At 69.9% G+C, this 18753-nt stretch carries 14 protein-coding genes; 9 read left to right on the top strand and 5 right to left on the bottom strand.

The genetic code is table 11. The features are described 5' to 3' along the window. Positions 1 to 3: 3 nt before the first annotated feature. The 3 genes from TSH64_RS00605 to TSH64_RS00595 all read right to left on the bottom strand — a co-directional run bounded on the left by TSH64_RS00605 (position 4) and on the right by TSH64_RS00595 (position 4367). A complete protein-coding gene (locus tag TSH64_RS00605; RefSeq protein ID WP_109095224.1) occupies positions 4 to 2208 on the bottom strand; it encodes a peptidase domain-containing ABC transporter in 2205 nt (734 codons plus the stop codon). Positions 2209 to 2211: 3 nt separating this feature from the next. Beyond that, positions 2212 to 2631: a hypothetical protein gene (locus tag TSH64_RS00600; RefSeq protein WP_109095223.1), complete on the bottom strand. Its 420-nt coding sequence runs from the start codon at positions 2629 to 2631 to the stop codon at positions 2212 to 2214. Positions 2632 to 2879: 248 nt separating this feature from the next. Beyond that, positions 2880 to 4367: a mannose-1-phosphate guanylyltransferase/mannose-6-phosphate isomerase gene (locus tag TSH64_RS00595; protein WP_109095222.1), complete on the bottom strand. Its 1488-nt coding sequence runs from the start codon at positions 4365 to 4367 to the stop codon at positions 2880 to 2882. Positions 4368 to 5074: 707 nt separating this feature from the next. On the opposite strand from TSH64_RS00595, the gene TSH64_RS00590 reads away from it, so the two are divergent. Beyond that, positions 5075 to 6019 (top strand): replication protein RepA, encoded by a 945-nt coding sequence (locus tag TSH64_RS00590; RefSeq protein ID WP_042695567.1) that lies wholly within the window; start codon positions 5075 to 5077, stop codon positions 6017 to 6019. Between the two features lie 188 nt (positions 6020 to 6207). Here TSH64_RS00590 and TSH64_RS00585 read toward each other — a convergent pair whose 3' ends face one another. Continuing rightward, the gene (locus TSH64_RS00585) at positions 6208 to 6735 is read right to left on the bottom strand and encodes a hypothetical protein (protein ID WP_109095221.1); all 528 of its coding nucleotides are present in this window, start codon (positions 6733 to 6735) and stop codon (positions 6208 to 6210) included. Further along, positions 6732 to 8585, bottom strand: coding sequence for an ABC transporter ATP-binding protein (locus tag TSH64_RS00580; protein WP_146207962.1), 1854 nt, complete (start codon positions 8583 to 8585; stop codon positions 6732 to 6734). Before TSH64_RS00580 ends, TSH64_RS00585 begins: the two co-directional genes overlap by 4 nt. 191 nt (positions 8586 to 8776) lie before the next feature. Between TSH64_RS00580 and TSH64_RS00575 the strand changes: the two genes are divergently transcribed. The 8 genes from TSH64_RS00575 to TSH64_RS00540 all read left to right on the top strand — a co-directional run bounded on the left by TSH64_RS00575 (position 8777) and on the right by TSH64_RS00540 (position 18659). Next, positions 8777 to 9445, top strand: coding sequence for a hypothetical protein (locus tag TSH64_RS00575; protein WP_109095219.1), 669 nt, complete (start codon positions 8777 to 8779; stop codon positions 9443 to 9445). 106 nt (positions 9446 to 9551) lie between these two features. Next, complete coding sequence (locus TSH64_RS00570; protein ID WP_109095218.1) at positions 9552 to 10805, top strand: glycosyltransferase family 4 protein; 1254 nt, start codon at positions 9552 to 9554, stop codon at positions 10803 to 10805. 272 nt (positions 10806 to 11077) lie between these two features. Next, positions 11078 to 12070, top strand: coding sequence for a UDP-N-acetylglucosamine 4,6-dehydratase (inverting) (gene pseB / locus TSH64_RS00565; RefSeq protein ID WP_348770315.1), 993 nt, complete (start codon positions 11078 to 11080; stop codon positions 12068 to 12070). After that, positions 12070 to 13317 carry an aminotransferase class I/II-fold pyridoxal phosphate-dependent enzyme gene (locus tag TSH64_RS00560; protein WP_109095216.1) on the top strand — a complete coding sequence of 416 codons (1248 nt, stop codon included), beginning with the start codon at positions 12070 to 12072 and terminating at the stop codon, positions 13315 to 13317. Before pseB ends, TSH64_RS00560 begins: the two co-directional genes overlap by 1 nt. 220 nt (positions 13318 to 13537) lie before the next feature. After that, the gene (locus TSH64_RS00555) at positions 13538 to 15103 is read left to right on the top strand and encodes a flippase (RefSeq protein WP_109095215.1); all 1566 of its coding nucleotides are present in this window, start codon (positions 13538 to 13540) and stop codon (positions 15101 to 15103) included. 141 nt (positions 15104 to 15244) lie between these two features. Further along, positions 15245 to 15541 (top strand): hypothetical protein, encoded by a 297-nt coding sequence (locus TSH64_RS00550; protein ID WP_109095214.1) that lies wholly within the window; start codon positions 15245 to 15247, stop codon positions 15539 to 15541. A gap of 99 nt (positions 15542 to 15640) precedes the next feature. Beyond that, the gene (locus tag TSH64_RS00545; RefSeq protein ID WP_109095213.1) at positions 15641 to 18049 is read left to right on the top strand and encodes a calcium-binding protein; all 2409 of its coding nucleotides are present in this window, start codon (positions 15641 to 15643) and stop codon (positions 18047 to 18049) included. Positions 18050 to 18065: 16 nt separating this feature from the next. Continuing rightward, a complete protein-coding gene (locus TSH64_RS00540; protein ID WP_109095212.1) occupies positions 18066 to 18659 on the top strand; it encodes a YigZ family protein in 594 nt (197 codons plus the stop codon). The last annotated feature ends 94 nt before the right edge of the window (positions 18660 to 18753 follow it).

The raw sequence follows: 18753 nt of genomic DNA, 5'->3' as shown, positions 1-18753 counted from the left end.
GCTTCAGCGCCCCCGGTTCTGCTGCTGCCACAGATGCCGGTATTCGGCGCAGCGGTCGAGCAGGATGGGATGGGGGGCGAGGTCGAGCAGGCGGCCCTGCTCCAGCACGGCGATGGTGTCGCAGCCGGTCAGGGTGGAGAGCCGGTGGGTGACGATCAGCACGGTGCGGCCATGGGCGATGCGCCGCAGATTGGCCATGACGATGGCCTCGCTGTCGGGGTCGAGCGCACTGGTCGCCTCGTCCAGGATCAGCAGGCGCGGCTGGGGCAGCAGGGCGCGTGCGATGGCGATGCGCTGCTTCTGGCCGCCGGACAGGTTGCTCGCCCCCTCCTCCACCAGCGTGTCGTAGCCGTCGGGCAGGCGGTGGATGAACTCGTCGGCGCCGGCCAGCCGGGCGGCCTCGACGATCTCCTCGCGGCTGGCCTCCGGCATGGTCATGGCGATGTTGTCGCGGATGGTGCCGCGGAACAGGAAATTCTCCTGAAGCACCACGCCGATGGAGCGGCGCAGATGGGCCAGGTCCAGCTCGCGGATGTCGAGCCCGTCATAGCGGATGCTGCCCTCCTGCACCGGGTAGAAGCCCTGGAGCAGCCGCATCAGTGTGCTCTTGCCCGAGCCGCTGCGCCCGACCAGCCCGACGACCGACCCGGCCGGCACGGTCAGGGTGACGCCGTCGAGCGCCGCCGGCCGGTTGCGGTCGTAGCGGAAGCCGAGCCCCTCGATCTCGATGCGGCCGATCAGGGCGGGGCAGGCGCCGCTGCCCTCGCGCCGCGGTTCGGCCGGGTGGTTCATCACCTCGCCCAGCATGCGCACCGAGAGTGCCGTTTCCTGGTACTGGTGGATCAGCGAGACGATCTGGACCAGCGGCGTCACCACCCGGCCCGACAGCATCTGGAAGGCGATGAGCGCGCCGACCGACAGCTGGCGGTCGAAGACGTCGAAGGCGCCGACGGCGACCACCGCCACCATCATCGCCTTCTCCAGGAACTCGGTCACCGTGCGGGCGGCGATGGAGATGCGGCCGACCCGGTAATGGCTGGTCACCGCGCGGGCGGCCTTGCGGTCCCAGCTGCGGCGCTGCTGCGGCTCCAATGCCGAGGACTTGACGGTGCGCATGCCGTGGATGGTCTCCACCAGCATGGCCTGCCGCTCGGCGTCGGCGTTGTAGAGGTCATGCAAGCGGCTGCGGTAGACCGGCACCAATGCTACCACCACGCCGGCGATCAATCCTGCGAACAGCAGCGCCACCAGCGTCAGCTTGACCGAATAGAAGAACAGCACCGGCAGGAAGACCAGCAGCACCAGGCTGTCGAGCACGGTGGACAGCAGGTTGCCGGTCAGGAACTCGCGGATGCGCTCGACCTGCTGCATGTGGCGCACGGTGACGCCGGCCGAATGCCCGTCGAAAAAGGTGATCGGCAGGTTGAGGAGATGGCCGAAGGTGCGGTTCAACAGGCGGATGTCGATGCGGTTGGCCGCCGCCAGCAGGATGAACTGGCGCAGGAAGCGGAAGCCCGCCTCGAACAGCAGGGCGCCCAGCACACCGATGGTCAGCACCTGGAGCGTGGCGACGGTCTCGTTCACCAGCACCTTGTCGATCACGATCTGGAAATAGACCGGGACGACGAGGGCGAGCGCGTGCAGCACCAGCGCCGCCACCACCACGTCGCGGAAGGCGGATTTCTGGCGCAGGATCTCCGGCACGAACCAGCGCAGGCCGAAGGGCTGGCGCGGGTCGGCAAGGCCGTGGCGCGGCTTGAGGAAGACCAGCTCGCCGTCCCAGCGCTCCAGGAAGCGGTCGCGCGGCACGTCGATCACGTCCAGCCGGTCGGCCAGCGGATCGACGACGCCGACCATGGGCTCTTCGTCGGGACGGGTCGGGCGCGACAGGCCGATCAGGATGACGGTGTTGCCGTTGGACAGCCGGGCCAGCAGCGGGAAAACGGGGGGGAGGGATTGCAGGCCCTTCCAGTCAAGCCGGCGGGCGGTCGCCTTGAAGCCGGTGGCGGCGGCGATGCGCAGCAGGTCGGCGGTGGAGGGCTCCCCCCTGCCGGGGGCGACGCGGGCGCGCAGGGCGGACGGCGAGGCCGACAGGCCGTGATGGCGCGCCACCAGCGTCAGGCAGCGCAGCGCGGTGCTCTCGTCGTGGTTCGGCGCGGCCTCCGGACCGGGGGGCGGGGCGGCGACGGTGGTGCTGGCGTCCGGCATCGGTCAGCCGAAATTCGGCGAGCGGGGCCGGGTGGGTGGAGCGGGCGGGGGCGCCTGGGAGGGGGAAGCCGGCTGGACCGCCCCCGGCACCGGAGCCTGCGCATTGCCCTGGAAGGCCGGAGCGGCAGGAGAGCCGTGAGGGGAAGCGGGAGCCGGCATGGCGCCGGAATTGGGCGGCAGCACGCCGGCCGCCTCCAGCCGCTGGCGCATGCCCTCCAGCGCGGACAGGCTGGCGAGGAATCCCGGCAGGCTCATCACCACCCGCTGGCGGATGGCGGGCAGCGGCTGGCCGTTGCCGTCCTTGCGCAGCGCCGACAGGCTGAACAGGTCGATGCGGACCATGCCGTTGCCGAAGCCGATGTCGAAGACCCCGTCGGCATAGAGTTCGGGGATGCGGTCGTCCGGCGGCGGCTCGATGGTCATGATGGTCCCGGCAGCAGAAGGCGGGGCGCCGCTGCGGCACCCTCGCGCCCCTTTCTACCGGAAGTCGGCGACCCGGACCAAGCCGCCAATGTCCGCAACCGCAGGAAGACACAGGCGACGCCTCCGCTTGCGCGAAGGCGTCGCCTGTCATCATTGACCTCAATCGCCGGCGAGGCCGTCCGCCCGCTTGGCTGTCGCGGGCACGTGCCCGCGGGTCGCCGCCCTGCGGCGGCAACGGCCGTTGCCGCTCAGTTGCGGCCGTAGACGTCCTCGAGCCGGACGATGTCGTCCTCGCCCAGATAGGAACCGGACTGCACCTCGATGATGGTCAGCGGCACCTTGCCGGGGTTCTCCAGCCGGTGGACCGTGCCGATCGGGATGTAGATCGACTGGTTCTCATAGACCATCACCTGCTCCTCGCCGCGGGTGACGAGCGCGGTGCCGTTGACCACCACCCAATGCTCGGCACGGTGATGGTGCTTCTGGAGCGACAGGCGCGAGCCGGGGGCGATGGTCAGGCTCTTCACCTGGAAGCGCTCGCCGGTGTGCAGCGACTGGTAGGAGCCCCAGGGGCGGTGGACCCGGCGGTGGCTGACGGACTCGCTGCGCCCCTCGGCCTTCAGCCGGTCGACGATGCGCTTGACGTCCTGCGCCTGGGAGCGGTCGGCGACCAGAACGGCGTCGTCCACCACCACCACCACGGCATTCTCCACCCCGACCACCGCGGTCAGGTGGTTCTCGCTGCGGACGTAGCAGTCGCGGGCGCCTTCCAGCAGCACGTCGCCGACGATGACGTTGCCCTCGCCGTCCTTGTTGCCGACGTCCCACAGCGCCGACCAGGCGCCGACGTCGGTCCAGCCGATCTCGCAGGGGACGACGGCGGCGCGGTCGGTGCGCTCCATCACCGCATAGTCGATGGAGATGCTGGGCGCCTTGGCGAAGGCGGCGGCGTCCAGGCGGAAGAAGTCGAGGTCCTTCGAGCCCTGCTCCAGCGCCTCGCGGCAGGCGGCCAGCACCGCCGGGGCATGGCGCTCCAGCTCGGCCAGCAGGCGGGAGGCCGGGAACAGGAACATGCCGCTGTTCCAGGCATAGGTGCCTTCGGCGAGGTAGCGCTCCGCCACCTCCAGCGACGGCTTCTCGACGAAGGCGGCGACATTGTAGGCGCCGTCGGCCTCGTCCATCGAATGGCCGCGGCGGATATAGCCGTAGCCGGTCTCCGGCCGGGTCGGGGCGATGCCGAAGGTGACCAGCCGGCCGGCCTGGGCGGCCCGGGCGGCGATGCCGACGGCGCGGCGGAAGGCCTCGGCGTCGCGGATCTCGTGGTCGGCCGGCAGGATCAGCAGCAGCGCGTCCGGATCGTCCGCCGCGACCGCCAGGGCGGCGAGCGCGCAGGCGGCGGCGGTGTTGCGGCCGGCCGGCTCCAGAATGATGCCGCGCGGCGTGCAGCGCGACTGGCGCAGCTGCTCGGCGGCGAGGAAGCGGTGTTCCTGGTTGCAGATCACCAGGGGAACCGAGAAGACGGCCTCCGCGGCGGCCCCGGCAGCAGCCGGGGAGCCGGACCCTGTGGAGCCGGATTGCGCGCTGACCCGGAGCGCGGTGTCCTGGAGCATCGTCCGGTCGGAGCAGAGCGGCAGAAACTGCTTGGGATACAGTTCGCGCGACAAGGGCCACAAACGGGACCCCGTACCGCCGGACAGCAGCACCGGGACGATCTTCTGCGCGGAATTGCCGTTCATCCTGCCGCCATCTGTTGTGTGAGCATGTGGTCGGGCGCCGGCAGCCGCACAGGGGCAAAAGCTGAGGGCCGGCGCCATGGCGGTTCGTTATAGACCGCGCTTTCCGCCCTTCACAAGCACCCCTCCGAGACCCACCCGACCGGAGCGCCTCTTCCGGCGGGGGGCGAGACAAGACTCCAAACACCCTCCCCTGCGGCGGCGATAGGCCAGGGTCAAGGTTGGAGTCTTGTCGCGCCCCCCTGCCGTCCGTCTGCCGCGGACAGGGGCGGACGGCGGCCGGAGGCGGTTCCGGCCGGCAATCGGGGGAAGGTTGGGCCGGGTGGGGCGCGACAGAACTCCAAATCCGGCTGCCGACAGCATCGGTGCAGGGGGGCGAATCACCGGCGAGTCGTGGCCGTTTGGCCTCCACGACTCGGAAATCGACGAATCGGAAGCGATTCGGGGTCGAATCGAAATGTCCCGGCTGGAGTCTTGTCGCGTCTGCCGAAAAATCCACAGGCAACACGGACTATCCGCTGGAGTCTTGTCGCGGGAGTTCTGGAGTTTTGTCGCGCGACTCGCGATTCTCTACTGGAGTCTTGTCGCGCAAACTATTAACTGAATCAAATAACCGTACAAATAGTTTGAGCGACAAGACTCCAAATTGCTGGGCGCCAACCGACCGTGATATAGCGTTGACCGCAAAGTCGTGCCAAGGTCAGCTCGATATGGGACAGATACACACCCTGATTACCCAGCTGGGACGCGACCAGGCGAAGGCGCTCCAGACGGATCCGGATCAGCGTTCGCTAGTCGATGTGGCTGCTGCCGTCCTCGAAGAGGAGCGGCAGGAGCTTGGCATCACCTATTCGGGTTTTGCGCTGACGGCCCTTCCGCATCGTCGTCTTCCCGATGACCAGCCGTGGGAGCGTCGCGGACATAAGATCCGCTTGCTGATCGAGCCTGGACGACTGCCGATCCGCAACGGTGGCTTTAAGCTTTACGGCGTTCCGTACGGCAGCCGCGCGCGGATGATCCTGCTGTATCTGCAGACCCGGGCGATCCAGACCGACAGCCGCGAGGTCGAGCTGGGCCGCAGCATGCACGAATGGCTTGACCGCATGGGCCTGTCGGTGGGCGGCCAGACCTACCGCGACATCCGCGAGCAGGCCTCGCGCATCGCCGCCTGCAACCTGACCTTCGCCTGGGAGGACGCCCACAGCATCGGCTTCGAAAAGGGGTCGATCGTCAAGGGCGGCATCCATTTCTCGACCAATGCCGGGGCGGAACCGGGCCAGGGGTCGCTGTGGGAAGACCGCGTCCTGCTGTCCGAGGCCTTCTTCCGCGAGCTGAAGGCCCATCCGGTGCCCATCTGGGAGCCGGCGCTGCGCCACATCCAGAACAACAGCACCAGCATCGACATCTATATCTGGCTGGCCTACCGGTTGCACAGCCTGAACCGCTCCACCCCGATCACCTGGCCGGCGGTTTTCGAGCAGTTCGGCGCCGGATACAGCCGCCTGCGCGATTTCAGGAAGCGCTTCATCGAGGCGCTCCAACTGGCGCTTGCGGTCTATCCGGACGCGCGGGTCGATGTGGAAGAGCAGGGATTGATGCTGCATCCCTCGCCGCCGCCGATCCCGGAGCGCAAGTTCGCCCAGCTTTGCCGGTGACGGCGAAACGCACCCACCGCCCGTAGAACGCCGATCCCCGCCTTTGCGGGGATCGGCGTTTCTGTATAAGTGACTGATATGGCTGGATTCCCGCCTTCACGGGAAGGACAGCTCATGGAAATTCCCGTTCAGGCTGTCGCTTTCACCCCCCTGCGACAAGACTCCAAACTCCGCAGCAGCCCACCCGCTCAGGGATTGGCGCGCAGCGCTCCGCCCAACGGGGTCAGCAGGCGGTGGAGCGCTGCATCCAGAAGGCTTTCATCGAGGCTGCCGGACAGGGCCAATGCCTGGGGCGGCATCATGAAGAACGGGGCGTCGCCGGCGGTTCCGCTGCGCTGAAGGGTGGCGGCAAGCGCCAGCAGACGGCGCCCCTCCTCATGCCGCAGCGTGGCATGGACTAGCACCAGCAGGGTGCCCGGCTCGGCGATGCGGGCATCGTTGGGGGCGAGCGCCGTGACCGCCGGACCGGAGGCCAGCAGCCCCGACAGCATCGCCGCGGCGCGGCCGCACAGCGCGTCATCCCCCACATCGGTGGCCGGGCCGCCCTCGGCATCCACCGCGCAGAGCAGGCCGACGCGCTCGACCCGCTGGAAGAAGGGCAGGGGTGAAAGAGCAGGCGAAAGGGCAGGCGACATGGCGGCGGCCTCCGCGGCGAGGATGAACAGGCTGGCGGCGAGCGGCAGTATCGGGCGGAACCGTCCCAGGATGCGTCTCATCGCGTCTCCTCCAGGTCGGCTGTGGAGCCTGCATCGTCCGGCAGGAAACCGCCGACTTGGCGGCGCCACAGCCGGGCATAGGGACCGTCGCGGCGCAGCAGGGTGGCGTGGTCGCCGTCCTCCAGGATGCGTCCCTTCTCCATATAGAGGATGCGGTCCATGCCGGTGACGGTCGACAGCCGATGGGCGATGGCGATCACCGTGCGGCCCTCGAACAGGCCGAGCAGCGCGTCCTGGATCAGATGCTCCGTCTCAGAGTCGAGCGAGGAGGTCGCCTCGTCCAGCACCAGGATCGGCGCGTCCTTCAGGAAGGCGCGGGCGATGGCGACCCGCTGGCGCTCGCCGCCCGACAGTTGGATGCCGCGCTCCCCCACCACGGTGTCGTAGCCGGCGGCGCGGCCCTCGATGAAGCGGTCGCAATGGGCGCGGGCGGCTGCGGCGCGGATCGCCTCGTCGGCAACTCCCTTGCCATCTGGCCCCTCGCTGCCATAGGCGATGTTGTCGCGGATGGAGCGGTGGAACAGGCTGGGCAGTTGCGGCACCTCGGCCACCGCGCGGTTGAGCGAGGCGAGGCTGACCGCGGCGATGTCCTGCCCATCGATCAGGATGCGGCCCCCCTGCAACGGAAACTGCCGGCGCAGCAGGCGGACCAGCGTGCTCTTGCCCGCCCCCGACGGGCCGACCAGCGCCACCCGCTCCCCCGGCCGGATGGTCAGGGACAGGCCATCGAACACCGCCCCGTTTCCGGGATGGGCGAAACGGACCTCCTCGAAGCGGATGGCGCCGTCGCCGACGGTCAGGTCGGGGCGGCCGGGCGGATCCGGGATCTCGTGCGGGCGGACGATCAGGTCCAGGGCGCCGGACAGGATGCCCAGCTGTTCGAAGAAGCCCAGCATGCGCGTCGACAGGCCCCAGACATTGGCGCCGACGATGCTGGCCAGCGAGAAGATCATGGCGAAATCGCCGATGCTCATGCGGCCGGCCATCGCCTCCGACACGGCGAGGCCGATCAGGATGATCTGGAAGACCAGCAGGGCGTTGAACAGCCAGAACCACATCTTGGTCAGGAACCAGCGCAGCTCCTTCGACCGGTCGATCTCGCCGGTCAGCGCGTCGGACAGGCCGGACAGCTCCTGGCGGCGGCGGGCGAAGGCGCGCACCAGCTCGGCATTGGCGATGATGTCGACCATGCGGCCGGTGGTCGACGACACCTCCTCGGAGAAAGCGTGCGACAGCCGCAGGCAGCGTCTCGCCAGCAGGGCCGACAGGCCCAGATGCGCCACGGTCCAGCCGACCAGCAGCCCGGCGAACAGGGTCTGGGCCGAGGCCAGCAGCGTCAGGCCGATGGCCAGGATGACGACGATGCGGATGATGTCGTTGGTCAGGATCTCCAGGATCTGGATGGCGCTCTGCCCGGCCTGCTTGACCTTCTGTCCCAGGTTGCCGGCGAAATTGTCCTGGAAGTAGCGCGGCGAATGGTCGATCAGGTGATCGAACAGCTGGAGCTGGATGGCATGGCGCAAGGCCGGCGAGGTGTGCAGGTCGACCAGTTCGCGCAGGCGGTTGAACAGGGCCGACGCGATCCACAGCCCGCCCAGCAGCAGGAACCAGCGCATCACCTCCGCCGTCCAGGCGGGGGAGCCGGAGGGCTGGCTCCCCGCCCCCGATAGTCCGGTGAGCGCATCGACCAGACCGCGCATCGCCACCGGCTCCATCCCCATCAGCCCGATCCCGCCGGCGGCGGCGAGGTTCAGCAGGATGGCGCGGCCGAGGAAACCGTTGCGCACGAACATCCACAGGAAACGCCAGGGCGAGGAGGGCAGGGAGGACGAGGGTCGGGAAGAGGGCAAGGGGCGTCGGCGCTCCGTCGCGCGATGGGCCGGGCAGCGCCGGCGGACAAGAGGACCTTATAGGCGCAAGGCGGCAGGGGGGAAACGGGTCCTTCCGGCGGACCCTGCTCCGGACGGTCCCTCTCCGGCCATTTCACGGCCTGTGTCTATGCCCTTGAGGCGGGTTGCCGGGTTCGCCTGTTGACGGTGGAATGGAAACCCTCGAACGCCTCAAGGCCCTGCAGGCGGTCCTCCGTCAGTCGTTGAAACGAAGGCGGTACCTGCTGGACCAGAGCCGTGAACGCCTGCGCCTGACCGAAAGGGCGCTGACGGCGTCCCATCGCCTGATGGAGGGTAAGCAGCATGCCCCGAATACACCTCCCCCCGGACCAGTCCCCCCAGGCCAGTCACCCCTGGAGCAAGCCGAGGGCCGGCGGACCGATGCCGAAGACTGGCGGCGGCGCAGCGAAACGCGCCGCAACAGGGGCGAGGAGGCCCGCTGTGCCGCCGAGCTGAGGCGCGAGAAGGCCGAAGAGGAGCGCAGTGCGGCGTTCGACCACCACATGGAGGCCGAGGGCGCCCGTCTGATGGTCGAGGAAGGGCGGATCACCGGCGAAGCGCAACGGCAGGAAGCCGAGGACTGGCGGATCGAGGACGAGGAGAGGCGGCGCTCGGGAGAGCAGGCGAGGTGTGAGGCGGAAGAGGCGCGCCAGGCCGAGGAGCGGGCGCGGCGCCTCCAGGAGGAGGCCCGTCTCTATGCCGAGCAGGCGCGGACCGAGGCGGAGCGGGCACGGGCGGCGGCCGAAGAGCAGCGCCTGCTGCTGGAGGAGATGCGGGAGACCGTCCGGCGCTATGAGGCCCTGCTGGTCCGCAGCCGTTAAGAAGGCGAAGCGCCCTGACTAAGCGGATGGTCTTAGCCATCGACAGCGGCGACGGATGGTTGCAGGCTGTCGCCCCGTTCCTCCGTTTTCCGGGCATTGTCTTTCCATGCGGATCCTGTTCGTCCACCAGAACACCCCCGGCCAGTACAAGCATCTCGTCCGCCATTTCGCGGCGGATCCGGCCCACCAGGTCGCCTTCATCGGCAAGGTCCGGCGCGAGTTGCCGGGCGGCGTGCAGATGGCGCTCTACCGGCCGACGCGCGAGGCGGGAGAAAACACCCACCCCTATATCCGCATGTTCGAGGGGCAGGTCCTGCATGGGCAGGGCGCCGTGCGCGCCGGGCTTGCCCTGCAGAAGGAGGGCTTCACCCCCGACGTGATCTGCGCCCATCCCGGCTGGGGCGAGGCCCTGTTCCTGAAGGACCTGTTCCCGGACGCCCGGCTGCTGCTCTATTGCGAGTTCTTCTACCGGGCCGACGGGTCGGATGTCGGCTTCGACCCGGAAAAGCCGGTGACGCTGGAGACCCGCTGCCGCATCCGCACCAAGAACGCCTCGCTGCTGACCGGGCTGGACGCGATGGACTGGGGCGTCAGCCCGACCCTGTGGCAGCGCCAGCAGCATCCCGAGCCCTTCCGCCCACGCATCTCGGTGATCCATGACGGGGTCGACACCGCGGTCTGCCGGCCGGATCCGGCCGCCACCGTCACCCTGCCCGACGGCCGCACCCTGTCGCGCGGGGACGAGGTGGTGACCTATGTCGCCCGCAACCTGGAACCCTACCGCGGCTTTCCCACCTTCATGCGGGCGGCGGCGGAGTTGCTGCGGCGCCGGCCGAAGCTGCACATCCTGATGGTGGGCGGCGACGAGGTCAGCTATGGCGCGGCGCCGGAAGGCGGCGGCACTTGGCGCGAGACGATGTGGCGGGAGACGATGCTGGACGCCTCCGGCACTCCCAGGCCGGAATCGTCGCGGCTGCATGTGCTGGGCAAGCTGCCCTATGACAGCTACCTGTCGGTGCTGCGCATCTCGCGCGCCCACATCTACCTGACCTTCCCCTTCGTCCTGTCCTGGTCGATGCTGGAGGCGATGTCCTGCGGCGCCGTCATCGTCGGGTCCGACACGCCGCCGGTCGCCGAGGTGATCGAGGACGGGGTAAACGGGCTGCTGACCGGTTTCCACGATCCCATGGCGCTCGCCGACCGGGTGGAGACGGCGCTGGACGATCCGGAACTGCGTGCCGCCCTGTCGACCGCCGCAAGGAGGACGGCGGTGGAGCGGTTCGACCTCGCCACCGTCTGCCTGCCGGCGCAGATCCGTCTGCTGGAGGATTTGCAGGCGGGACGGATGCCGCCGGCCTGATCCGCGTCCCAACAGACCTTGCGCCGGGGGACATCCTGAATTAACCCGATCATCAGAAAGCACCGGTTACGGTCGGGGTTCATTTCGATCCCGACGCAGCACCCGCTCCGGATCGGGCCGGTGGGCACCGGGTGCGGCGGCTTCGGGCGATGCGGCTTTAAAGGACGGAACCGGCGGTGACGATACATTCCAGCAAGGCGGGCGCGACGAAGCCGGGGATCCCTGCGGATGGGGCCGACATGCCGGGCACCGGGCTCGAGGCGGGCTTGCGCATGCTGGACGGCCGGTCGGTGCTGGTGACGGGGGGAACCGGCTCCTTCGGGCGCCGCTTCGTCGAGACGGTGATGCGCCACGCCCGGCCGCGCCGGGTCATCATCTTCTCCCGCGACGAGTTCAAGCAGTACGAGATGCAGCAGCGCATGCCGGCGGAGTGGGCGCCGACGCTGCGCTATTTCATCGGCGACGTGCGCGACCGCGAGCGGCTGGAGCTGGCGATGCGCGGCGTCGATTTCTGCGTCCATGCCGCGGCGCTGAAGCATGTGCCGGCCGCCGAATACAACCCGATGGAATGCATCCACACCAACGTCTACGGGGCGGAGAACGTGGTGCGGGCGGCGCTGTCGATGGGGGTGCGGCGCGTTGTCGCGCTGTCGACCGACAAGGCGGCCAACCCGATCAACCTCTATGGCGCCAGCAAGCTGGCGTCGGACAAGATCTTCATCGCTGCCAACAACCTGTCGGGCGCGCTCGACACCCGCTTCGCGGTGGTGCGCTACGGCAATGTGGTGGGGTCGCGCGGCAGCGTCGTGCCGCTGTTCCGCAAGATGATCGCCGAGGGCGCCGACCATCTGCCGGTCACCGACGAGCGGATGACCCGCTTCTGGATCACGTTGCAGCACGGCGTCGACTTCGTGCTGTCCTGCTTCGCCATGATGCAGGGCGGCGAGATCTTCGTGCCGAAGATCCCCAGCCTGCGCATCGCCGACCTCGCCCGCGCCATGGCGCCGGACCTGCCGCAGAAGATCGTCGGCATCCGGCCGGGCGAGAAGCTGCACGAGGTGATGATCACCGAGGACGATTCCCGCCAGACCTACGAGCTGGCCGACCGCTATGTCATCGAGCCGGCCTTCACCTTCTGGCAGCATGCGCCGTACGAGCGGCTGAATGCCCGCCCGGTGGCCGACGGCTTCCGCTATGCCAGCGACGGCAACGACGACTGGCTCGATGGCGAGCGGCTGCGCGACCTGCTGGCGGAAGCGCCCTGATGGCGGATCTGCCGTTCCTCCCCTATGGCCGCCAGTCGGTGGAGGAGGAGGACGTCGCCGCCGTGACGGCGGTGCTGCGCGGCGACTGGCTGACCCAGGGGCCGGCGGTCGCCGGGTTCGAGCGGGCGCTCGCCGCGAGGGTGGGGGCGGCAGACGCCGTGTCCTGCGCCAACGGCACCGCGGCGCTGCGGCTGGCCTATGCGGCGCTGGGCATCGGGCCGGGCGACGCGGTGGTTGTGCCGTCCAACACCTTCCTCGCCACGGCGTCGGCCGCCCGCCATGCCGGGGCCGAGGTCGCCTTCGCCGACGTCGATCCCGACAGCGGCCTGATGGGCGTCGCCGAGGCCGAGGCCGCCATCGCCCGCGCCCGCAACGCCGGCTGGCGCGTCCGTGCGCTTGCCCCCGTCCATTATGCCGGACAGACCGCGCCGATGGATGGGCTGGCGGCGCTCGCGCAGGCGGAGGGGCTGGCGCTGGTCGAGGATGCCTGCCACGCCATCGGCACGGCCTATTCATCAGGGGGCGATCTGTCGGAGGGAGCCGAGAGGCCGGTGGGCGCCGGGTGGCCGGAGGTCGAGGTGGGATCGCTGACCGTCTTCTCCTTCCATCCGGTCAAGACCATCGCGGCCGGGGAGGGCGGGGCGGTCACCGGCAACGACCCGGCGCTGATGGCGCGGGTGCGGCGCCTGTGCAACCACGGCATGATGCGCGAGCCCGGGCCGGGGGAGGGCTTCGCCGATCCCGACGCCGCCCTGGACGCGGAGGGGAACGCCAACCCCTGGTACTATGAGATGGCGGAGCCGGGCTTCAACCACCGCCTGTCCGACATCCACGCGGCATTGGTGCTGAGCCAGCTCGGCCGGCTCGACCGCTTCGTCGAGCGGCGGGCGCGGCTGATGGCGCTCTATGCCGAACGGCTGGGGCCGCTGGCCCCGCTGGTGCGGCCGCCGGCCCTGGTGCCCTGGTGCCGGCCGGCCTGGCACCTGTGCGCCGCGCGCATCGATTTCGCAGCGGCCGGGCGGACCCGTTCGGCCGTGATGGCGGCCTTGCGCGCCCTGGGCGTCGGCACCCAGGTGCACTATATCCCGGTCCATCGCCAACCCTACTGGCGCCGCCGCTACGGCGACCTCGCCCTGCCCGGCGCCATGAGCCATTACGCCCAGACGCTGTCGCTGCCGCTGTTCCCGGCCATGGCCGACGGCGACGTCGACCGGGTCGCCGCGGCGCTGGAGCGGGTCCTGTCCTGACGGGTGCCCAGCCCGGAACGCGTGCGGCCGTTCAGGTGGCCGTTCAGAGTCATGACCATTTCGCCCAAGCGATTCCGTTAGCGTTTTGGACGGGATGGACCGATAACAATGGCGTCGTCAGGAGGGCATAGACCTAGGTCGAACGGCTGGAGAGCCGGATGGCCGGGGTCGGGTCGTCCCGAATGCCGTTTCACAGTGTTTCGCGTACGGACCTCCGAATTTGCTTCGCAACACGCTCTGGAATCTGCTCGGCGAGGGGCTGCCCATGGCGGCGGCCCTGCTGTCGATTCCGTGGCTCATCTCCGCCGTCGGGATGGAGCGCTTCGGCGCGCTGACCCTGATCTGGGCGCTGCTCGGCTATCTGGGCGTGCTGGACCTCGGGCTGGGACGGTCGCTGGTGCAGGTCGTCGCCGACCGGATCGGCCATGCCGGTGGGCAGGGGGACGGGCAGGGGGAGGGCTCTGCGAACACGGCAGGGATCGCCGGGCCGGCCATCGCCCTGATGGGGGCCATCGGCCTCCTGACCGGCGGGGTGGTCGCGCTGGGCGCCGGGCTGCTGGCCGACCGTTTCCAGCTGGAGACCGGCACCTCGCCGGACGAGATCCGGTTCAGCCTGCTGGTGGCGGCGGCCATCGTGCCCATCGCCCTGGTCTCCGCCGGCCTGCGCGGCGTGCTGGAGGCGCACCAGCGCTTCCGCCCGATCAGCCTGGTGCGGATGACGGTGGGGGTGCTGAACTATCTGAGCCCGCTCTTCGTGCTGCCCTTCAGCCAGAGCCTGGTGCCGGTGATCGCCGCCATCGCGGTCGGGCGCTTCATCGGGCTGGTCGGCTATGGCGTGCTGGCGGTGGGCCAAGTGCCGGATCTGCTGCGCCCCGGCCGCTGGGGCCGCCCGTCCTTGCGCGGGCTGTTCACCATGAGCGCCTGGATGATGCTGAACAATCTGGTCGGCCCGGCGATGCTCTATGCCGACCGCTTCATCCTGCTCAGCCTGGTGCCGGCGGCGATGGTCGCCTTCTACACCACCCCGTTCGAGCTGCTGTCGCGGCTGATGGTGATCCCCGGCGCCCTGTCGCTGGCGCTGTTCCCGCTGGCCTCCAGCCTGTTCCGGCGCGATCCGCCGGCGCTGGGCCGCATCCTGGACGCCGGCGGCCACCTGACGCTCGCGGTGTTCCTGGCGATGCAGGCCGCCACCATCGTCGGCGGCGAGACGGCGCTGGAGCTGTGGCTGGGGCCGGCCTTCGCCGCCAACAGCGCCTCGGTGCTGTCGATCCTGATGCTGGGCGTCTTCTTCAACGCCACCGCCTATGTGCCCAACACGCTGATCCAGAGCGTCGGCCGCGTCGACGTGACGGCGCGCCTGCAGCTGGCCGAGCTGCCGGTCTATCTCGGCGTGCTGTGGCTGCTGGCCGAGCGCTATGGCGCGGTCGGCGCCGCCGCGGCCTGGAGCCTGCGCACGGCGGTCGATTGCGGGCTGCTGCTGGTGCTGCTGCCGCGCGTGGCGCCGGGGACGGGCACGGTGGCGCTGACCATCGGCCTGCGCGCCCTGCTGGCCGGGGTCGCCGGGCTGGCCGGCCTCCTGGTCGGCGGGCCGGTGGGAGCGGCGATCAGCCTGGCCGGCCTGCTGGCGGTCGGGCTGGGGGTCGCCGGCCGGCTGCTGCGCACCCGGTCCTGGGAGAAGCTGGCGGCACCGCTGCGCAAGAACCGGGCGGTCCCGCTGCCCGCCGCGCTGCCGGCCCCCCGCATGAACGGGCAGGCCATCGACGGAGCGGCGGCGGACCGCCCGTAACATCCCGGTCGGGGCATGGCCGTCTATCCGGACGGGGTCCGGCCATGCCCGGCCGCTGCGGCGCGCAGGTGGTTCCTTTGCCGCCGAAAATGCGCTATGTGAGCGGAAACTCTGTGCAACGCTGGTTGGAGTTCGAAGGCCATGGCCGAGGGTACTGTGGACTATTACGCGATGGTCGAAGAGGCTTGGCAGCTCAGCGACACCGCGCGCGATTACGTGAAGAACGCCGGCCGCGAGGTGGACAACACCGAGCTGTGGGACAAGGTGTTCGCCTCGTCGGCGCTGATCGACCTGGAGCGCACCCGCGCCGAGGGCGGCCAGCCGCTGCAGAAGATCTTCTTCAAGAACCCCTACGGCCTGCAGTACCGCGCCGACCACAAGGACTGGATCCCGTTCCGCCACGGCGCGCTCGACCCGGCCTATCTCCAGGTCATCTGATCAGAGGTCATCTGATCTCAGTCATCCGGTTGACGTTGCCCGATCAGCCCTGACCCGGCGGCCGGTGCCGTCCTGCGGTAGGGGTTTGGGGGAGCGTGCATGGCACGGCTGGTGGCGGGGCAGGGCTTCGCCCTCGATCTGGATGAGGCCCGGCTGGCGAACGGTTTCGTTGCCGATGCCTTCACCACCGTGCCGGATGCCTCCTCCATCGCCGCCGGCGCCGGCAGCTTGGCCGTCACCCGCACGGTCGCCGGCCGGGCGCATGCCGCCACGCTCGACTATGCCGCCGCCGGCAGCGGGGCGGCGGCATCCGTCCGTTTCACCGGCCTGACCGACCGCGATGCGGCCGGGCTCTTGCGCTACCGCATCGACGGGCTGGATGTCGCCCTGACCGGCGGGACGCTCGACCGGCTCGGCGCCCGCATCTTCCAGCAGATCGACGGCTTCGTCGGGGCGGACGGCAACGACAGCGTCTATCTGGGGATTCCCGGCGGGCGCAGCTTCGATGGCGGTGCCGGCACCGACCGCGCCATCTACACCGCCGACCCGCGCCGCTATGCCGCCCAGGGCGGCAGCTACCGCGCGGAGACGCCGGTGGTGGTGGCGCTGGACAGCCGGCGCTATGCCGTGGTGTCGAGCCTCGCCACGGATACCCTGACCGATGTCGAGCTGCTGACCGTCGACGGACGCACCGCCGCCCCGGCGGCCTTCGCCTTCGATGCGCGCAGCTATCTGGCGGCCAATCGCGACCTTGCCGCCGCCTTCGGCGACAACGCGATCGCCGCGGCTGCCCATTACGCCTGGAACGGCCGGAACGAGGGGCGCAGCCTGAGCGGCTTCGACGCGCTGGGCTATCTGGCGGCCAATCCGGACGTGCTGGCGGCGGTCGGTCTCGATGCCGGGGCCGCCATCCGGCATTATCTGGCCTATGGCGCCCGCGAAGGGCGGACAGCCGGCTTCGACGCGCTGGGCTATCTCGCCTCCAACCCGGACGTGCTGGCCGCTGTCGGCATCGATCCGGCGGCGGCGGTGGTCCATTACGCCCGCTTCGGCCGGAGCGAGGGGCGCGGCGTCACCTTCGATGCCGCCGCCTATCTGGCGGCCAACACCGACGTGGCGGCGGCCACCGGCGGCGACGCCACCGCGGCCAAGCTCCATTACCTCTCCTTCGGCCGCAGCGAGGGCCGGCCGCTACGGGCGGCGCCCGGCCGGTCGGTGACGGCTGCCGCCGAAGGGCTGGCCATGGCGCAGGCCGCTCCCGCCTGGGCGGCGGACCTGCTGTTTCCGCAAGCGGCGCCGGTGGTGGTGACCGGCACGACCGGCAACGACACGCTGAGCGGCAGCGCCGCCTATGACGCGCTGGGCAACCCGATCAGCGATGCGGTGGATGGGCTTGCCGGGATCGACAGCTTCGTGCTGACCGGGGCGCTCGCCTCCTACAGCCTGTCCTTCGACGGCAGCGGCACCCTGCAGATCAGCGGTCCCGACGGCACCGACACGCTGACCGGCATCGAGCTGTTGCAGGCCACCGACGGGGTCTATCCGCTGGGGTCGCTGGTCGGTTTCTCCCAGCCCTCGCTGAGCGGTCTGACCGTCTCGGCCGCGGCCACCACCGGCAACGACTATCTGGTGGGCGGCCTCCAGAACGACGCCATCGGCGGCGGCGCCGGGAACGACACCATCGCCGGACTGGCCGGCAACGACACGCTGTTCGGCAATGCCGGCAACGACGTCCTGCTGGGGGGCGATGGCGCCGACCAGCTGGAGGGCGGGGCCGGCAACGACCTGATGTTCGGCGGTGCCGGGGACGACCTGATGCGCGGCGACGTGATCGACGTCGTCGGCAACGACACCCTGCTGGGCGAGGACGGCAACGACTGGCTCGACGCCGGGGCCGGCAATGACTGGCTGGACGGCGGCGCCGGCAACGACACGCTCTATGGCGGGCTGGGCAGCGACGTGCTGCGCGGCGGCAGCGGCGACGACGTGCTGTTCGGCGACGTCTATTCCGACCGCAGCCACGAGATCTCGGTCAACCCCAACGACACCGTCACCGGCTATGAGGACGTGCTGCTGGGCGGCAACGGCAACGACACGCTGATCGGCGGCTACGCCGCCGACCTGCTGGACGGCGGTGCCGGGGCGGATGTCTTCTCCATCCGCAACCTGAACGAATCGACCCTCGCCGCCCCCGACGTGATCGTCAATTTCAACGGTGCCGTCGTGGCGGCGGCGGCGCTGAAGGGGCTGGCGAGCTATGCCACCGCCGGCGCCGAGGGCGACCGCATCGACCTGTCGGAGATCGACGCCATCGCCGGCACCACCGCGAACGACGCCTTCACCTTCATCGGCACCGCCGCCTTCAGCGCGGCGGGCCAGCTGCGCTACCAGTCCTCCGGTTCGGTGACGCTGATCGAGGGCGATGTGAACGGCGACCGGACGGCCGATTTCCGCATCCAGGTCAACATCGCCAACTACAGCTTCTCCGCCTTCGACTTCGTGCTGTAGGCCGGCGGTCACCCTCATGATGTTCACCCTCGTCAGGACCGAACGGTTCGAGCAGGAGATCAAGAAAAGCCGCTTCCTGGCCCAGGCCGCCCCGGCCGGCAGCGAGGAGGAGGCGCGCCGCTTCATCGCCGCGTGCAGCTTGCCGGATGCCGGCCATAATTGCTGGGCCTTGCGGGTCGGCGACGTCTATCGCTTCAGCGACGACGGCGAACCGGGCGGGACCGCTGGGCGGCCGATCCTCCAGGCCATCGAAGGGCAGGGAATGGACCGGGTGGCGGTGGTGGTCAGCCGCTGGTTCGGCGGCATCCTGCTGGGGGCGGGCGGGCTGGTGCGCGCCTATGGCGGCACGGCGGCAAGCTGCCTGAAAGCGGCGGAGCGCGAGCCCATCGTCGCCTATGCCACCCTGTCGGTCGCCTGCGGATTCGCCGAGGAGGCGCGCATCCGCTCCAGCCTCGGCAGCTTCCCCGGCACGCGGGTGGAGACCACCGGCTTCACCGCCGACGGGGTCCAGCTTCTGGTCACGCTTCCCCAGGACCGGGCGGATGCCTTCGTCCGGCTGGTCACCGACATTTCCCGCGGGCAGGCGGTGGTCGAGCGCGGCGGGGAATGAGCGGCTGACGTATATTTTTCCATAAGCATTCTTATGTGTTTTTCTCCTGCCTGGAAGGCAGGGGGCCGCAATTCCGTCCTTCTGCGTGCATGAC

This window comes from Azospirillum sp. TSH64 (genome assembly GCF_003116035.1).
Classification (GTDB): domain Bacteria; phylum Pseudomonadota; class Alphaproteobacteria; order Azospirillales; family Azospirillaceae; genus Azospirillum.
Note: the sequence above shows the minus strand (reverse complement) of the source record. Positions and strands in the feature narration are given on the sequence as shown.

What these genes read in the sequence shown, in the direction of transcription:
- TSH64_RS00570 (WP_109095218.1), top strand. Translation starts at nt 9,552, where the DNA reads ATGCGGATCCTGTTCGTCCACCAGAACACCCCCGGCCAGTACAAGCAT.
- TSH64_RS00590 (WP_042695567.1), top strand. Translation starts at nt 5,075, where the DNA reads ATGGGACAGATACACACCCTGATTACCCAGCTGGGACGCGACCAGGCG.
- TSH64_RS00605 (WP_109095224.1), bottom strand. Translation starts at nt 2,208, where the DNA reads ATGCCGGACGCCAGCACCACCGTCGCCGCCCCGCCCCCCGGTCCGGAG.
- TSH64_RS00585 (WP_109095221.1), bottom strand. Translation starts at nt 6,735, where the DNA reads ATGAGACGCATCCTGGGACGGTTCCGCCCGATACTGCCGCTCGCCGCC.
- TSH64_RS00540 (WP_109095212.1), top strand. Translation starts at nt 18,066, where the DNA reads ATGATGTTCACCCTCGTCAGGACCGAACGGTTCGAGCAGGAGATCAAG.
- TSH64_RS00550 (WP_109095214.1), top strand. Translation starts at nt 15,245, where the DNA reads ATGGCCGAGGGTACTGTGGACTATTACGCGATGGTCGAAGAGGCTTGG.
- TSH64_RS00545 (WP_109095213.1), top strand. Translation starts at nt 15,641, where the DNA reads ATGGCACGGCTGGTGGCGGGGCAGGGCTTCGCCCTCGATCTGGATGAG.
- TSH64_RS00595 (WP_109095222.1), bottom strand. Translation starts at nt 4,367, where the DNA reads ATGAACGGCAATTCCGCGCAGAAGATCGTCCCGGTGCTGCTGTCCGGC.
- TSH64_RS00560 (WP_109095216.1), top strand. Translation starts at nt 12,070, where the DNA reads ATGGCGGATCTGCCGTTCCTCCCCTATGGCCGCCAGTCGGTGGAGGAG.
- TSH64_RS00600 (WP_109095223.1), bottom strand. Translation starts at nt 2,631, where the DNA reads ATGACCATCGAGCCGCCGCCGGACGACCGCATCCCCGAACTCTATGCC.
- pseB (WP_348770315.1), top strand. Translation starts at nt 11,078, where the DNA reads ATGCTGGACGGCCGGTCGGTGCTGGTGACGGGGGGAACCGGCTCCTTC.
- TSH64_RS00575 (WP_109095219.1), top strand. Translation starts at nt 8,777, where the DNA reads ATGGAAACCCTCGAACGCCTCAAGGCCCTGCAGGCGGTCCTCCGTCAG.